This is a genomic window from Cutibacterium equinum (assembly GCF_028021195.1).
GTDB classification, from domain to species: Bacteria; Actinomycetota; Actinomycetes; order Propionibacteriales; family Propionibacteriaceae; genus Cutibacterium; species Cutibacterium equinum.
On sequence record NZ_CP115668.1, the window covers coordinates 311,559 to 327,102 of the forward strand.

Here is a 15,544-nt window from a genome sequence, read left to right on the forward strand (position 1 = left end):
CGATCTCAGCCAATGACCTTGGCCGCCGCTTCGGCAGCCTTCGGCAAGGCCTTGCAGAAGACGTCGAAGGCCTCGTCGTCATGGGCGTCGGAGAGGAACCATGCCTCGAAGCACGATGGCGGCAAGTTGACCCCGGCCTCCAACATGGCATGGAAGAAGGCGGTGTACGCCTGCGAGTTCTGGGCCTTGGCGTCGTCGTAGTTGCGCACCGGCCCCTCGACTCCGAAAAAGACGCTGAAAAGGTTCCCGGCGTTCTGCAACCGGTACGCCACGCCAGCCGCGTCAAGAGCCGAAGCCACCTCGGCGCGCCACTGCTCGGAGCGGGCATCGAGACGCTGATACACCCCGGCGTCCGCCAACTGCAGGGTCTTGACCCCGGCGACGGTGGCCAACGGGTTACCCGACAGGGTGCCAGCCTGGTAGACCGGGCCAGTCGGTGCCAACAGGTCCATGACCTCGGCGCGCCCACCCAGGGCAGCCAGCGGCATGCCGCCGCCCACGACCTTGCCGAAGGTGAAGATGTCGGGGGTGAACTCCTCGCCAGAGCGCTGTTGCACACCCCAGAACCCCGACGCGCTGCACCGGAATCCGGTGAGCACCTCGTCAGTGATCATGAGGGCGCCGTGGTCCCTGGTGAGCCGACGGATTGCGGCATTGAACCCAGGCTCGGGGGCGACGACACCCATATTCGCCGGGCAGGACTCGACGATCACTGCGGCGATCTGGTCACCACGCTCGGAGAACACGTCCTCGAGGGCCTTGACGTCGTTGTAATCGACGACAATGGTGTCGGCCGTCGAGGCCGCCGGAACGCCAGCCGACCCGGGCAGACCAGCAGTGGCCACACCAGAACCGGCGGCGGCCAACAGAGCGTCGGAGTGACCGTGGTAATTACCGGCGAACTTGATGATGACGTCGCGTCCGGTGGCACCACGGGCCAGTCGAACCGCCGTCATCGTCGCTTCGGTACCGGTCGAGACGAAGCGCACCTTCTCCACCGAGGACATGCGCTCGATGATCGCGTCGGCCAGCTCGGTCTCGGTGCGGGTAGGGGCGCCGAAGGACAACCCCCTAGACGCCGCATCCTGAACGGCAGAGACGACCTCGGGATGGGCGTGGCCTAACAGGGCTGGACCCCAGGTGCACACCAGGTCGACGTATCGGGTGCCCTCGGCGTCCCAAATCCACGGCCCCTGGGCCTTCTCGATGAAGCGAGGCACCCCGCCCACCGATCCGTAGGCCCGCACCGGAGAATCCACCCCGCCGGGAATGACAGCCTGGGCGGCGGAGAACAGTTCAGCGTTGGAGGTCATCTTTTCCTTCCGGTGTTTGGGCTTGTGGTGAGCATGATCGTCAAGGATCAGAACTCCTCGCGGAACATCTGGGCCGCCTCAATGGCCCAGTAGGTCAAGACGAGGTCAGCGCCAGCGCGCACGATCGAGGTCAACGATTCGTTGATGCAGCGGCGACGGTCGATCCAACCATTGGCTGCGGCGGCCTCGAGCATCGCGTATTCGCCGGACACCTGGTAGGCGGCCACCGGAACCTGGGACACCTCGGCGACGTCGGCCAGCACGTCAAGGTAATGAGAAGCGGGCTTGACCATGACGACATCGGCACCCTCGGCCAGGTCGAGCAGGGTCTCGCGCATACCCTCACGACGGTTCGACGGATCCTGCTGGTAAGCCTTGCGATCACCCTTGAGGGAACAGTCGACGGCGTCACGGAACGGTCCGAAGAAGGCAGATGCGTACTTGGCCGAGTAGGCCATGATCGACACGTCGGTGAATCCCTCGCGATCCAGGGCGTCACGGATGACAGCGATCTGGCCATCCATCATTCCCGACGGGGACACCATGTGGGCTCCGGCCTGGGCCTGTGAGACCGCCATTGCGGCATACAGCGGCAGGGTGGAGTCGTTGTCGACCCGGCCGTCAGGGGTCAGCGCCCCGCAGTGGCCATGATCGGTGAACTCGTCCAGACAGGTGTCGGCGCAGACGACCAGCTCGTCACCAACGGCCTCGCGCACCGCAGAAATACCGGCATTGAGGATGCCTTTGGGGTCCCAGGCCTGCGAGCCGATCTCGTCCTTGTGTTCGGGGATGCCGAACAGGTCGATGCCGCCGATACCGGCCTCGGCGGCCCGGGTGGCCAGTTCCTTGATGGACTCGGTGGAGTGCTGGTACTGGCCGGGCAGGCTGGTGATCTCGACTGGGGAGTCGATGCCCTCCTTGACGAAGACCGGCAGCATCAGCTGGGCTGGGGCGACCCGGGTCTCGGCGACCATCCGCCGCATCGCAGGGGTGGTGCGCAGTCGGCGCGGACGCGATACCGGACGAAGCCCCTCGGGCAGCGGCTTGACGCCGGCCATGCGCGGATCGCTGGAATCAGGCAGGTACAGGTTCATGATCATCTTCCTTCTCACATGGGCCGTCGATCAGGCGACCAGGGATTCGACCGCCTCGAGGACGGCCTGCGGGGTGGGGGAGGAGGCCACCGCGTCTGCCGGGTGGCCGAGCTCCTCAAGGGTCTGTGCGGTGGGCTTGCCGAGGGCGACGAGCCTTTGACGGCGCCATCCCAGCGGCTCGACGAGATCGACCAGGGCACGCCCCACCGAGGATGCAGTGACGACGACCACCCCGACCGACGGCCAGGACTGGGCGATCACCTCGGGCAGATTCTCGACGGCAGTGGTGGTGTAGACCTCGAGTCGATTGACCGTGCAGCCGAGCTGTGACAGTCCGTCCGAGACGGTGTCGGCGGCCAGTTTCGAGACCGGAAGCAGGACGTTCGCGGCCCCACCAGGCCATTGCGCAACCAGACCGGCCCCGCTGTGGTCCTGCGGGACGAAGGCGACGTCGATCCCGCGCTTGACAAGGGTGTTCGCGGTGGCCTCTCCCACGGCTGCCACTTTGATGTCAGGGTTTGGCAGGGGATCGGGTAGCAGCCCGACGGTGGTCTTCGAGGTGACGACCAGCCAGTCGGCCTGCCACAGTTCGGCGTCACACAGCTTGTCGGCCTCCGGTAGCTTGACGGTTCGGGTCAGCGCCTTGTGGATGACCCCGTAACCGGCCTGCTTCAACGTCGTCACAAACTTGTCGTGGGAGTCATCACGGGGGACGACGACCGGCGGCTTGATGAGATCAGCAGGGTTCGTGGTCATCGAGTGCTTCCTGAAGCCTTGAGGTCTGCGACGTCGGTGGCGCCGTCGTCCAGCAGCTCATCTGCGGCCGTCACTCCCAAGGTGTGCGCTGCGACCAGTGCCGGCTCGGCCTCCTCGGGCAACTCGACACTCACCTGTTCCCGAATGGTGCGTGACCCGTCAACGGCAGCCACCACGACGTCCAAGGTCAGCACGTCGGGGGACTCCCCGGAGGCTGGCTCGAGATGGGCCAACGCACCGATCGGGGCGGCACACCCGGCCTCCAGATGGGACAGCACCGCGCGCTCTGCGGTGGCCGACAACCGTGTGGCCTGGTCGTCGATATTGGCCAGGGCCTTGGCGAGGGTGCCGTGACGCACATCGGCGGTCCGGCACTCGACGGCCAGGGCTCCTTGGGCCGGAGCTGGCAGCATGATCGACGGGTCAAGGAACTCGGTAATGACGTTGCTGTGGCCCAGGCGAGCAAGCCCGGAGGCGGCCAGAATGACGGCGTCTAGGTCCTCCGTGCCGCCATCCTTGGAGTAGCGGCCTAGGCCCTTGACGCGACCAAGTCGGGTATCGACGTTGCCGCGGATGTCGACGATACTCAGGTCGGGTCGCACCGACAGCAGCTGAGCCACCCGCCGTGGCGAACCGGTCCCGACGCTGGCCGCCTGCGGCAACTGGTCGAGGGTCAAACCGTCACGGGCCACGAGGGCGTCGCGTGGGTCCTCACGGACGGGGACAGCCCCAATCGCCAGCCCGAGCGGGCGCCCCGTCGGCAGGTCCTTGAAGGAGTGGACGGCGATGTCGGCCGAATCCCCCAGCAGGGCAGCGCGGATCGCGGAAGCGAACACTCCGATGCCACCCATCGAGGCCAGCGAGGCCGTGGAGGTGTCACCGTGGGTGGTAATCGTCGTCAGATCGACGTCGAGCCCCTGTGATCTCAGCAGACTCGCAACCATCTCGGATTGAGTGGTTGCCAGCGTGCTGGCACGGGTTCCCAGACGGATTGCAGGCATGTCCCCCATTGTGGCACTCGCCTCCGACGCCACTTTCCGTTGCTCTCAGACCAGACGACGGGCCGTGCGGCGTGCCTGCGGCACCAGGGCGGCGATGCCAGAACCTGACGCCCACGCACCCGCCAGGCCGATACCTCCCCGGCCGGACTGGTTCAACTGCTCAAGTTGACGGTGTAGACCGTCACGCCACGCCCTGGTCTCGGGGGTTGTCGGGGCCAAAGAACCCGTCCAGTGGATGATCTGTGAGTCCACCACCTGATCCGACGCCAATTCCACGCCAAGCAGAATGGAGGCATCCTTCAGCGCCTGCTCGACGCTGAACTCGACATCGGTGTCCCCAGAGCGTCCGTAGGAGACCCGCAGCAGGTGCAGACCGTCAGGACAGGACTGCCCCAAGCTCGGCCATTTGGCAGACATGTGAGTGAGGGCCTTGGCCGCCACGCTCGTCGTCCCGGGAGCCACCAACATGCCATTTCCCCGCGGGCTGTCGTCCAGTTCCGGAGCCTGTAGAGCCAGATTGACGTGGCCGATGGGGGCGCCGGGGACCATCTCGGGCCCCGACACGTCGATGATGCTGCTCAGCAGCTCGGTAGCGGGCTCGGCAGAACAAGCGACGACGACCCGAGGGGTCAAGAAGGTGTGCACCTTGCCGTCAGGGACAGGAGGCAGGGACGGATCCGGGTTGCGCGAGGTGTCGGCGGTCTCGACGAGCCACTGGTCACCATTGCGGGTGATCGCTCGAGCACCCACCCGGGTCATGATCGTCGCCCCGGCTGCCTCGGCCTGACGACGCAGCTCGGCCGGCATGGTGAACATGCCGCCAGCCACCGATGCGACGACCGGCCCCGCAGGCATCCGGGAACGACACAGGGCCACCCCGGCTGCCAAAGACCCGGTGGCCTGGGCCGCAGTCCGCAGACCGGGGGAGACGACGTCGGCGGCGAGCAGGTGCGGATCGGCGGCATGGATACCACCGGCGATAGGAGCGACCAGACGTTTGAGCACCTGCGGACCCATCCTCGACTCCACCAGGCTTCCCAGATCGCGGGGGAGCTCATCGGGCATCGGGGCGCGGTCGAGCTCGGCTGCGCGGGCGGCCTCCTCGGCTCCCAGGGCGACGGCGACTGCCGGATCCGACAGGTCGGCGGGGATGCCCAGAATGGCATTGCCCGGCATCGGGAAACAGGCGTCGTCGAAATACACCCACGATGGAGCCGTCCTCGGCTTCTCCACCGTCAACCCCAGCTCCTCGGCCAGCTCGGCGGTGTCGGGAAGACGAATGGCCCACCCTTCGGCGCCGATGTCATAGCTGATCCCCGCCAGCTTCGACCCGGCCACCAAACCGCCGGTGTACCCGCGGGACTCCACCAACACCGGATGCAGCCCTTCCTGGGTGAACTGCCAGGCCGCAATGAGCCCGGCCATGCCACCGCCGATGACGACGGCGTCGACGTGGTGCGGATCAGGGGTGTTCATCGTCACTTCCTCGGAATCGTGGTTCACAGTGAGTGCACCAGCTCCACCAGTCGTGTCAGGACGTCGGGGTCGGTGTTGGCGGGCACGCCGTGGCCCAGATTGACCACATGGCCAGGAGCCTGACGCCCAGCCGAGACGACCTCGCGGGTAGCGGTCTCCAGCGGCTCCCAACCAGCAAAGAGCAGGGCCGGATCGATATTGCCCTGCACCGGCATCTCCATCCCGGAGACCATGAGGGTGGCGCAGGCCTCGTCGAGGCTGATGCGGTGGTCCACGCCGAGCACCGGGTAGCGCGAGGCGGTCGCGGCGACCTGCGCCAGCTCGGGGAGCAGGTGACTGGCATTGACGCCGAAATGCACCACAGGGGTGTTCGGGTCGAGTTCAGCCAGAGCGCGTTGGGAGAAGGGGGCGACGCTGGCGCGGTAATCAGCAGCACTCAGCGACCCAGCCCAGGAGTCGAAGAGCTGGACGGCACGGGCCCCGCCTCGTACCTGGGCGGCCAGGAAGGCGGCGTCCAGACCGGCCACCCACTCCATGAGCTTGGCCCAGGCCTGCGGATCCGCGTGCATCATCGCACGGGCGGCCAAGTGGTCACGAGATGGCCCGCCCTCCACCAGGTAGGCGGCGATGGTGAACGGGGCTCCGGCGAAACCAATCAGTGGAGTGGCGTCGCCGAGCTCTGCGGTCGCCAGTCGAGCCGCCTCCTCGATGGCTGAGGCGTCACCGGGGGTCTGCTGGGTGATTCGATCGACGTCGGTGCCGGTGCGAATGGGTTCGTCGAGAACCGGTCCAACTCCCGGCTCGATGCGCACCCCGACCTCGGCCAGGGCCAGCGGCACCATGATGTCGGAGTAGAGGACGGCACCATCAACATGGTGACGCCGCACCGGCTGGCAGGTGATCTCGGCAGCCAGCTGCGGATTGAGGCAGGACTCGAGCATCGAGGTGCCCTCGCGAGCGTCGCGATACTCCGGAAGCGAACGGCCCGCCTGACGCATGAACCACACCGGGGTGACGGCAGGGCGGTGCCCGGTCATGGCCTGCAGAAGGGGTGAATCGGCTGTGAAGGTGGTGGTTTCAGTCATCACCCCGATTGTGCCCCACGCCGTCGACAACCCCATCATGGGTCAGACGTTGGGGCCCACGAGAGCGCTGCAACTTCTGGGGTTCGTCGGTGCCGCATGGTTGAATAGCGTCCGTGGGATTGTGTGTCTTGACCGTCGATCATGCCGAGCAAGGACTCGGTGTCGTTTCCGAGGCTGCCGCGCAGGTTGATGGACTCGGCCTGGCGCTGACTGATCATCCCCACATCCGTGGCGCTCTCGTGTTGTCGACGTGCAACCGAGTGTGTCTGATCGTGGAGACGTCTCCCGACGCGGCCGCTCAAGGGTTTGACGAGGCCGCGCTGCGCGCCTGTCTGGCCGACCATGGGGCGAGCGTGTTGGCTGAGTCGGCCCAGATCTTCTGCGAGAACGACGCCGTCTGGCGAGTGTTCCGAGTGGCTGCCGGCTTGGAGTCGATGGTTGTCGGTGAGCGCGAGGTCGCCGGACAGATGAAGCGTGCTCTCAATGAGGCGCGCAAGGAACAGACGGTGTCGTACACCATCGGCCACGTCGTCGAGGAGGCGCTCAAGACCTCCCGTCAGGTCGCCACCGAGACCGCCCTGGCTGCCGAAGGGCGCACCGTGGTCGCCGTGGGCCTGGATCTCATCTCCCAGCAGATGGACCTTGAAGGGGCCCGAGTCCTCGTCATGGGAACCGGTTCCTACGCCGGCGCATCGTGCGCCCAGTTGAATGCCCGTGGGGTTACCGATATTCAGGTTCATTCCGCATCCGGGCGTGCCGCTGGCTTCGCCCGCCGTCACCAGGTCAACGAGGTCGTTGACCTGGATGCTGCGGTGGCACAGGCCGACCTCGTCGTCACATGTCGCGGCTCGGGCGTGCCCGCCTTGTCCGCCCAGGTCGCCCGACGAGCAGTGGAGGCTCGGGCTGGACGAGACCTGCTGGTCCTCGACCTCGCCGTCAGTGGTGACGTCGAGCAGCCCGTCCCCGCCGGCGTCAAGGTCATCAACCTGGAGACCATTCGCCAAGCCGTCCCTGACTCCGCCGAGGCAGAGCGTGCCGCTGCCGAGCACATCGTCGCCGGCGGGGTCCGGCACTTGGCCGTCGACCTCGAGCGTCGCCGGATGGCACCGGCCGTCGTCGCCCTGCGCGACGTCATTTCAGATCTCGTCACCGCCGAGCTCGACCGACTGCCCGAAGAGGGATCTGTGCCGGTCGACGAGGTGGCGGCGTCGTTGCGTCGGCTTGCTGCGTCCATGGCGCACATCCCGTCGGTGCGAGCCAGGATGGCCTCTGAGAAGGGTCTGGGGGATCGCTGGATCAACTCGCTGTCGGATGTGTTGGGGATCGATGTTGAGATCGCCGCACCCGTCATCGACATGTCAGCCTTCACGAACGCCGACTGCATGGCCTGCCCGGTCACCGGTCTGCGGGTGGAGGACCTTGCTGCAGCCGCGGCACCCCGAGGTGAGGAGAAGAATTCATGACCGCCAATCCTTACGCAGCCCCCACGGATCCACTGGCTCCCTATGATGCGCTGCTCATAGCGTCTTTCGGTGGGCCGCGTGGGCCGGAGGAGGTCATGCCCTTCTTGAGGAGAGTGTCCAACGGTCGCATTCCAGACGAGCGGTTGGCTGAGGTTGCTCACCACTACGACCAGTTCGGCGGAACGAGTCCCATCAACGCGGCGACGGACACCTTCGTCAATGCCTTGCGCAATGAGCTTGGCCAGCACGGAGTCCGAGTCCCGATCTTGTTGGGCAACCGCAACGGTACGCCCTTCCTCGATGATGTCCTGCCTGAGATGCACCAGCACGGCGTGCGTCGAGTGCTCGCCGTCGTCACCTCCGCATACGCTTCCTACTCGGGTTGTCGTCAGTACCGTGAGGAGATTGCTGCCTCCCTCGACAAGGCCGGCATCACCGACATGCAGGTTGACAAGGTGCCTCCCTTCAACGAGGCCCCAGGGTTTGTTCGCGCCAACGCAGAAGCCCTCATGCAGTCGTTCATGCGTATCCCGCCGACTCCACTCGAGGCCACCCGAGTCGTTTTCGTCACCCACTCCATCCCCACTCCCATGCAGGATGCCTCTGGGGCCGGGCAGCCGGGGACCGATTACATCTCCCAGCACAAGGCGGTCTGCGAGAAGATTGCTGACCAGGTGCGTCGTGCTTTCGGCAACATGCCGCAGTGGGACCTGGCCTTCTGCTCACGGTCGGGACGCCCGAGCGATCCCTGGCTGGAACCTGACATCAACGACCACCTGCGCGCTCTCCCGGAGCAGGGAGTCAAGGCTGTCGTGGTGGCGCCGATCGGTTTCATCGCTGATCACATGGAGGTCGTCAATGACCTCGATCATGAAGCCGCTGAGACGGCGGCTGGTCTCGGGCTCGCCTTCGCCCGGGCTGCTACCGCTGGCACCCATCCGGCCTTCATAGCCGACCTGGCGGGCTTGATCATGGCCCAGGCTGCAGCTGCTCGAGGAGAGGGCGAGAATCTGACCTCGTGGCCCACCCCCTGTGCCCCGGGGTGCTGCCGACGCTGCCCGGACGCCAAGGACATTCCGGCTGTTTCCGGCAGTGACGTTGCCGAGCCTGACGAGACGCCGACCTCCGAGCCGGCGGTCGCAGCCGTGGCGTCGACTGGTACGGCGAGCGCAGTGGACGCCGTGTACGCAGAACCTGAGGTCTCCTCGGATCCTGAATCCGCCACGGTCGATGAACCTGATGCCGCCGCTGAGGCTGTCGAGCCGGAGCCGGAATCGTCGTCGCACGGTCTGCTGGCTGGGGGGACTCCCGAGGTTGTCGAGCCGGAGCCGGAATCGTCGTCCCACGGCCTGCTGGCTGAGGAGACCCCCGTGGCTGAGCATGTCAGCACCGACTCGGTGATCGAGGGACCTCGCGACGACGAGGCTCCCGCCGGTTCCTACACCGCGCCGACTGATGCGCGTGACCACGCCGTTGTCCCGGAGGAGGTCAACGCCTCCAGCAAGTGGGCGATGTACTCGGTGTTCCGTATTGCGACCCCGCTTCCCGCCGACGACACGGCGCGCCATCAGCTCATCGAAGGTTCCGTTGAGTGGGTGGAACAGTCCGGGGTCCAGACTCGTGGCTGGTACGACCTGTCGGGTCTGCGTGCCGACGCCGACCTGCTGGTGTGGTGGCTGAGCGACGATCCGACGGCTCTGCAGGACGCCTACCACCGGTTCCGCGGGTCCGGCATGGGCCGCTACCTCGATCCGGTGTGGTCCAACGTGGGAGTGCACCGCCCGGCAGAGTTCAACAAGTCCCACCTGCCCTCCTGCTTCGCCGGAGTCGCTCCGCGGCGCTGGGCTGCCTTCTACCCCTTCATCCGCTCCAAGGAGTGGTACCTGCTCCCGGCCGCCGACCGTTCCCGCATGCTTCGCGAACACGGCATGGTCGGTGCCGCCAGCTCCGATGTCAAGGCGTCCACCCTGGCTGCCTTCGCCCTGGGCGACTACGAGTGGATTCTCACGTTGGAAGGTGACGACCTCGCCCGCGTCGTCGACGTCATGAAGGACCTGCGCTATGTCGAGGCTCGTCGTCACGTTGACGTCGACACCCCCTTCTTCACCGGCGAACGCGTCTCCCCGGAGGCTTGGGCTGACCGTCAGATGAGAGCCTGATCGTGGCCTTGCGTGGCCTCACCAACCCGGTGGGACCGGAATCGCCACGGACCTACTGGGTACGGCGTCTGGTCCTGCTCATCGCCCTGGTGGCCGTCATCGCCCTGATGGTTGCCGGTATTTCCAGGCTCATGTCCGGCCCGAAGAAGTCGGCGACGCCCGCAGTGCCGTCCTTGACCCCGAACCCGTCATGGACTGACACTGCCTGGGGTCCGGGGACTGCGACTCCCTCGGGTTCGGCTGGCCCCAGTACGTCCGCTTCCCCCGGGAAATCTCGCCGGGCATCGGCCGCATCAGCTTCGACGTCTCGATCCGCGTCGCGTGTTGGCGAACTGTGTGAAGGGTCCCAGCTTGTGGTGAAGGTCACGGGAGATACCAAGAAACCCAAGGTGGGTGACACCGAGACGTTCACCGTGGAGGTGAAGAGTTCTGCTGACTGCCGCTGGGACACCCAGAAGGTGAAGCAGGCCCTCACCGTCACCTCAGGAACGGACCGTATCTGGTCGACCGAGGACTGTGGCTCATGGGGGCCGAAGGGTGTCCATGAGATCAAGTCCAAGGAACCGTGGACCTACGAGGTTTCCTGGCCCACCAAACGGTCCACCGGTAAGTGCAAGCTGTCGAAGGACGACCTGGGCAGTGGCTACTACATCGCCACCGTCGGCATTGACGGCGGTTCCAGCGATCGATTCATCATGCAGATGAGCGACTGATTCGCCAGGGTTCCGGCCCCTCCTGCTCGGTGACACGGGTGGGTTCGGGCTGCCAGTGTGGGGCCGAATCCCTTGTCAACCCCGGTCAGCGCAAATGATGGGTGCGCTGGTCGTTCTCGAAGACTGATTCCAGACTCTGCCGGATCTCGCGGGCCCGCCTCAGCCCCACTCCCTTGATGTTGCCAAGTTCTGACGTGGAGGCCGACACCAGGGTCTGTAGGTTCGAGAAGTGATCGACGACCGCTTGAATCGTTCGGGATGACAGATCAGTGGTCGATGCCAGTTGTCGGTGGCCGCGCGCCTGCATGGCAGCATCGAGAGGATGCTGGGCGGGGTCGAGATCGAGCGCCTGCGCCACCTTGGCGACGTCGAGAAGGTCCTCCCAGGAGAGTTTTTGCAGACCGGACAGGGAGAACCCGCCGGGGGCGACGGAGTCTGGTCGGTAATCCTCGGTCAGCAGACGCCCCAGGTCCTCCACGCCGAGGCACAACTCGTTTCGCTGCAACTGGACCAGGCGGCCCTCGACGCCGAGCGCGGAGACATAGCTGAGGACCTCGGCGTCGATCCGACGCCACATCTCGACGCGTTGGGCCACGGCTGCCACGTCACGGACCTGGACTTGGTCGCGGACCTCCAACAAGGTGAGGTTTTCAGCTTCCTCGACCAGACGGGTGCGGTAGCTCGACAGGGTCGCCAGCGCTTGGTTGGCGCGAGCCAGCAGTTGCTCGGGCCTCTCAATGGCGTAACGACGGCCATCGAGGAACAACGACATCACCGACATCGACGCCGAGACGACGACCACCGGTGCACCGGTCTGTTGGGAGATACGGTCGGCGGTGCGGTGGCGGGTGCCGGTCTCCATCGTCGGCAGGCTGCCATCCGGGACGAAGTGGACCGCAGCGGCCGTGATGCGCTCGTGGTCACTCGAGACGACCAGCCCGCCATCCATCTTCGACAGCTCGCGAAGCGCCTGCGGAGTGAGGCGGACGTCGAGCTTGAAACCGCCGGAAGACACCGCGTCAATCTCCGGGCCGTTACCGAGGACGATGAGACCGCCGGTACGTCCGTTGATGATCCGGTCGAGTCCCTCCCGAATGGGTGTGCCAGGGGCAAGCAGGGCCATCAAGTGACGGACCCGTGCGGCCTCCATCTCCCGGTCGTTCTCGGGGGTCGGCTGGTCGTCGGTCATGAGACGACTCTAGTTCTACCCACCAAAGTTCTCACCTTGGATTTCCTCGTCATGACTGGCCTGCCTTGCGCTGCCGACGCAGGTTGAGCACCGACAAGGCCTCGGACACGCTGCCGACCTCGATGACATGGAGACCGTGCATGGTCGGGATCTTGGTGTGTGCCTCACGGGAATTGCGTGGCACGACGGCGAGGTCGAAGCCCAGACGGGCTGCTTCCCCCACCCGTCTTTCCAAGCCGGGGACTCGTCGCAAGTCACCGGCGAGTCCCACCTCACCCAAGGCCACGACTCGCGTCGGGAAGTTGGTGTCCAGAACAGCCGAGGCCACCGCCACCGCGATCGCCAGATCGGCTGACGGGTCCGACACCCTCGCCCCACCCACTGTCGAGACGTACACGTCTCGGTTGCTCAGGGGCAGGCCTGCCTTGCGTTCCAGAACGGCCAGAATCATGGCGACCCTGCCGCCCTCAACCCCGTGGGTGGTGCGGCGCGGGTACTTCTCGGAGGACGATGGGGCCACCAGCGCCTGCACTTCCGAGAGCAGGGGACGACGGCCCTCCATCGTCACCGTCACACAGGTGCCCGGCTGAGGGTCGGCATTGTCCGAGGTGAACAGCCCCGACGGATCGGGCACCTCCATGATCCCGCTGTCGGTCATCTCGAAGCAGCCCACCTCGTCGGCTGGACCGTAACGGTTCTTGGTGGCCCGGACCATGCGGAACCCGGAGTGACGGTCGCCCTCGAAGTTGAGGACCACATCGACCAGGTGCTCCATGGTGCGCGGACCGGCGATCGACCCCTCCTTGGTGACGTGACCGACGATGATGACGGCCATGCCACGCCGTTTGGCCACCCGTACCAACGCCCCGGTGACCTCCCTCACCTGGGAGACGCCACCGGGGGAGCCATCAGCCTGACTCGTCCCCACCGTCTGAACCGAGTCCAACACCATGAGAGAGGGCTCTGTCTGCTCGATGTGCCCCAGAACCGTCCCCAGATCGGTCTCGGAGGCCAGATAGAGCTCATCGGCCAGGCAGTTCGTACGGCCAGCGCGCAGCCTCACTTGGGCCGCCGACTCCTCGCCCGTGACGTAGAGGGTGCGTCGCCCCGCCTGGGCCCATTTGGCAGCAACGTCGAGAAGCAGGGTCGATTTTCCGACCCCCGGTTCACCGGCGAGCAGGATGACAGCCCCAGGAACCAGGCCACCGCCGAGCACTCGGTCCAACTCACTGATCCCGGTGAGATGACGATTGGCGGCCTGCTCGCTCACCTCGCCGATGGGCACGGCCTTGGACGTGGGCGTCGACGAGACAATGTCAGTGAGCTTCGGTGCTCCCTTCTCGATCACCGAACCCCAGGTCTGACACTCCCCGCAGCGACCGACCCATTTGGTCGTCGTCCAACCGCACTCGGTGCACACCCACGTCGGAGTCTGCGTCTTCTTCGCCATGGCTCATACCCTGCCAGCGCGAGCCGACAGGTTCGACGGCGGTGGTGTTCCGGTGTTGTTCTCCTCGGGGGTCGGGAGGTCCGTCAATGACCGCGACGTCAGATGCGAACTCGTCCGCGAGATGGGGTGTCGAAGGTCACGGCGTCAATGCCGGGGTGTCCATTCGGGCTGGTGAACTCGAAGGTGATCCCCTCGACCTCGTCGGGAATGGTCTCTCCCAGCCAATCCTCGACGCGCTGACGCGAACCGGACACCTCGACCGAGGCCAGGGTGACATTGCCGCACAAGCTGGAGGGAAGCAGTTCGGCCGGGGAGGTCCACTTGATGAAGAAAGGAAGCTGCGGGTCGGCCATCAGTCCCTTGATGCCGATCTGGCGCCACTCGAGATGACGGCCGTCGGGGAAGGTGCGCTTACCCGGCACCGACTCACGCTCGAGACGCTTCTCATAAGGGGCGAGGTCGTCGACGGAGACGGCCCACCCCATCCATCCGCCGCCCTGTTCCTGTCGGGCGCGCACGGCCTGGCCAAAGACGGCCTTCTCCGCTGCGGGATGGTCAAGCACCTCCACAACCTCGATGTAACGCGGCCCGGCCAGCGGCAGAATGCGGTTGCGGGTGCCGAAGCTCGGATGGATTCCGCCGTTGATGAACGAGGTCCCCAGGATGTCTCCGAGGCGAGCGGCATCCTCATCGAGACCAGCAGGGCCAGCGGCGAACATGAGATGGTCGACATGCATGGCAGTATTGTCCCCTCCGTCCTTCCAATGATGAAATCCGCCCCCCAGTTGGCGGCCTTGAAGGGGGTCAGAGAACGTCGTCGGGCGGATGCCGAAGAGGTGAGTGAGCACGCACTCGGTGTGCGTTCCCAGGCTCGTCGCACACCGTCGACCTCGACAAGGTAGGTTGAGTATGTGCCTGACAGTGTCGGACCTGACGATCCCTTGACCCCGGCTGCTTCCAGTGTTCCTCGCGTGACGTTGTCGACGACCTCGGTCTACCCCGAGTCGACCGCCGACGCCTTCGCCCGTGCCAAAGCCATCGGTTATGACGGTGTGGAACTCATGGTCGGGATCGACCCGGCTGCCGCTGATGTCGACCGGATCGTCGACCTCTCGGAAGAACATGACGTCAAGGTCTGGTCGATCCATGCGCCGTGCCTCCTCGTCACCCCGAATGTGTGGGGTAGCGACTCCTGGGGCAAGTTGGACAAGGCTGCCGAAGCCGCCGGACGACTTGGCTCCCAACTCGTCGTCGTCCACCCGCCCTTCCGTTGGCAGCGTGATTACGCCAGCCGGTTCGAGGAGGGCATTGCCGAGCTCAACGAGAAGTACGCCCCACTGGTCTTCGCCGTGGAGAACATGTACCCCTGGCGTACCCCTGCCGGACGTTTTGCCGCATACCTGCCGGGGTTCGACCCCACCCAGTTCAGCTACGACCACCTCGTGTTGGACCTGTCTCACGCCGCCACGGCGCAGATGGATTCCCGGCACCTCGTTGACCTGTGGGGGTCGAGGCTTCGCCACATCCATCTGACTGACGGATCAGGCACCTTCAGGGACGAGCATCTTCTGCCCGGCCAGGGCAATCAGCATGCCTGGGAGGTCGTCGAGAAAGCCGTCGCCAACGGATTCAACGGGGACATTGTCCTGGAGGTCAACACCCGTAAGCTCTCCGGGCGAGGGGCAGGACACGGCGCCCGGTTCGATGCGCTGTCCGAGGCCCTGATGCAGACCCGGATGACCGTTGATCGTGGCATCTTCGCGCGTCGCGACGCCCAGGTGCGGCAGGAGGCTCATTGGTGACCGAGAATCGGCACGATTTCCGTGGCGGAACCCTGCTGGCATC

At 65.7% G+C, this 15,544-nt stretch carries 13 protein-coding genes; 4 read left to right on the forward strand and 9 right to left on the reverse strand.

Annotation, left to right across the window (positions count from 1 at the left end):
* Positions 1 to 5: 5 nt before the first annotated feature.
* From hemL to hemE, 6 genes are all read right to left on the reverse strand, one after another.
* A complete protein-coding gene (hemL, locus tag O6R08_RS01340; protein WP_271418407.1) occupies positions 6 to 1,313 on the reverse strand; it encodes a glutamate-1-semialdehyde 2,1-aminomutase in 1,308 nt (435 codons plus the stop codon).
* A 47-nt stretch (positions 1,314 to 1,360) separates the two neighbouring features.
* Positions 1,361 to 2,296, reverse strand: coding sequence for a porphobilinogen synthase (hemB, locus tag O6R08_RS01345; RefSeq protein WP_271419150.1), 936 nt, complete (start codon positions 2,294 to 2,296; stop codon positions 1,361 to 1,363).
* A 141-nt stretch (positions 2,297 to 2,437) separates the two neighbouring features.
* The gene (locus O6R08_RS01350) at positions 2,438 to 3,163 is read right to left on the reverse strand and encodes a uroporphyrinogen-III synthase (protein ID WP_271418408.1); all 726 of its coding nucleotides are present in this window, start codon (positions 3,161 to 3,163) and stop codon (positions 2,438 to 2,440) included.
* Positions 3,160 to 4,164: a hydroxymethylbilane synthase gene (gene hemC / locus O6R08_RS01355; RefSeq protein WP_271418409.1), complete on the reverse strand. Its 1,005-nt coding sequence runs from the start codon at positions 4,162 to 4,164 to the stop codon at positions 3,160 to 3,162. Before hemC ends, O6R08_RS01350 begins: the two co-directional genes overlap by 4 nt.
* 45 nt (positions 4,165 to 4,209) lie before the next feature.
* Positions 4,210 to 5,640, reverse strand: a complete 1,431-nt coding sequence (locus tag O6R08_RS01360) for a protoporphyrinogen/coproporphyrinogen oxidase (RefSeq protein ID WP_271418410.1) — start codon at positions 5,638 to 5,640, stop codon at positions 4,210 to 4,212.
* Between the two features lie 23 nt (positions 5,641 to 5,663).
* A complete protein-coding gene (hemE, locus tag O6R08_RS01365) occupies positions 5,664 to 6,725 on the reverse strand; it encodes a uroporphyrinogen decarboxylase (protein WP_271418411.1) in 1,062 nt (353 codons plus the stop codon).
* A gap of 128 nt (positions 6,726 to 6,853) precedes the next feature.
* Here hemE and O6R08_RS01370 point away from each other — a divergent pair, with 128 nt between their 5' ends.
* The 3 genes from O6R08_RS01370 to O6R08_RS11365 all read left to right on the forward strand — a co-directional run bounded on the left by O6R08_RS01370 (position 6,854) and on the right by O6R08_RS11365 (position 11,060).
* Positions 6,854 to 8,188: a glutamyl-tRNA reductase gene (locus tag O6R08_RS01370; RefSeq protein ID WP_271419151.1), complete on the forward strand. Its 1,335-nt coding sequence runs from the start codon at positions 6,854 to 6,856 to the stop codon at positions 8,186 to 8,188.
* 95 nt (positions 8,189 to 8,283) lie between these two features.
* The gene (gene hemQ / locus O6R08_RS01375) at positions 8,284 to 10,347 is read left to right on the forward strand and encodes a hydrogen peroxide-dependent heme synthase (protein WP_271419152.1); all 2,064 of its coding nucleotides are present in this window, start codon (positions 8,284 to 8,286) and stop codon (positions 10,345 to 10,347) included.
* Positions 10,347 to 11,060 carry a hypothetical protein gene (locus tag O6R08_RS11365; RefSeq protein ID WP_408640142.1) on the forward strand — a complete coding sequence of 238 codons (714 nt, stop codon included), beginning with the start codon at positions 10,347 to 10,349 and terminating at the stop codon, positions 11,058 to 11,060. The genes hemQ and O6R08_RS11365 overlap by 1 nt, the downstream gene beginning before the upstream one ends.
* Before the next feature lie 85 nt (positions 11,061 to 11,145).
* Here the strand turns inward: O6R08_RS11365 and disA are convergent, their stop codons facing one another.
* The 3 genes from disA to O6R08_RS01395 all read right to left on the reverse strand — a co-directional run bounded on the left by disA (position 11,146) and on the right by O6R08_RS01395 (position 14,436).
* On the reverse strand, positions 11,146 to 12,249 hold the full coding sequence (disA, locus tag O6R08_RS01385; protein ID WP_271418412.1) for a DNA integrity scanning diadenylate cyclase DisA: 1,104 nt from the start codon (positions 12,247 to 12,249) through the stop codon (positions 11,146 to 11,148).
* 49 nt (positions 12,250 to 12,298) lie between these two features.
* The gene (gene radA, locus O6R08_RS01390) at positions 12,299 to 13,699 is read right to left on the reverse strand and encodes a DNA repair protein RadA (RefSeq protein ID WP_271418413.1); all 1,401 of its coding nucleotides are present in this window, start codon (positions 13,697 to 13,699) and stop codon (positions 12,299 to 12,301) included.
* Positions 13,700 to 13,797: 98 nt separating this feature from the next.
* Positions 13,798 to 14,436 carry a VOC family protein gene (locus tag O6R08_RS01395; RefSeq protein ID WP_271418414.1) on the reverse strand — a complete coding sequence of 213 codons (639 nt, stop codon included), beginning with the start codon at positions 14,434 to 14,436 and terminating at the stop codon, positions 13,798 to 13,800.
* A gap of 234 nt (positions 14,437 to 14,670) precedes the next feature.
* On the opposite strand from O6R08_RS01395, the gene O6R08_RS01400 reads away from it, so the two are divergent.
* Positions 14,671 to 15,501, forward strand: coding sequence for a sugar phosphate isomerase/epimerase family protein (locus tag O6R08_RS01400; RefSeq protein WP_271418415.1), 831 nt, complete (start codon positions 14,671 to 14,673; stop codon positions 15,499 to 15,501).
* The last annotated feature ends 43 nt before the right edge of the window (positions 15,502 to 15,544 follow it).

Excerpts from the sequence above, each read along its gene's own strand:
- hemL (WP_271418407.1), bottom strand. The coding sequence starts at position 1,313 with ATGACCTCCAACGCTGAACTGTTCTCCGCCGCCCAGGCTGTCATTCCC.
- hemB (WP_271419150.1), bottom strand. The coding sequence starts at position 2,296 with ATGCGGCGGATGGTCGCCGAGACCCGGGTCGCCCCAGCCCAGCTGATG.
- O6R08_RS01350 (WP_271418408.1), bottom strand. The coding sequence starts at position 3,163 with ATGACCACGAACCCTGCTGATCTCATCAAGCCGCCGGTCGTCGTCCCC.
- hemC (WP_271418409.1), bottom strand. The coding sequence starts at position 4,164 with ATGCCTGCAATCCGTCTGGGAACCCGTGCCAGCACGCTGGCAACCACT.
- O6R08_RS01360 (WP_271418410.1), bottom strand. The coding sequence starts at position 5,640 with ATGAACACCCCTGATCCGCACCACGTCGACGCCGTCGTCATCGGCGGT.
- hemE (WP_271418411.1), bottom strand. The coding sequence starts at position 6,725 with ATGACTGAAACCACCACCTTCACAGCCGATTCACCCCTTCTGCAGGCC.
- hemQ (WP_271419152.1), top strand. The coding sequence starts at position 8,284 with ATGCCCTTCTTGAGGAGAGTGTCCAACGGTCGCATTCCAGACGAGCGG.
- disA (WP_271418412.1), bottom strand. The coding sequence starts at position 12,249 with ATGACCGACGACCAGCCGACCCCCGAGAACGACCGGGAGATGGAGGCC.
- radA (WP_271418413.1), bottom strand. The coding sequence starts at position 13,699 with ATGGCGAAGAAGACGCAGACTCCGACGTGGGTGTGCACCGAGTGCGGT.
- O6R08_RS01395 (WP_271418414.1), bottom strand. The coding sequence starts at position 14,436 with ATGCATGTCGACCATCTCATGTTCGCCGCTGGCCCTGCTGGTCTCGAT.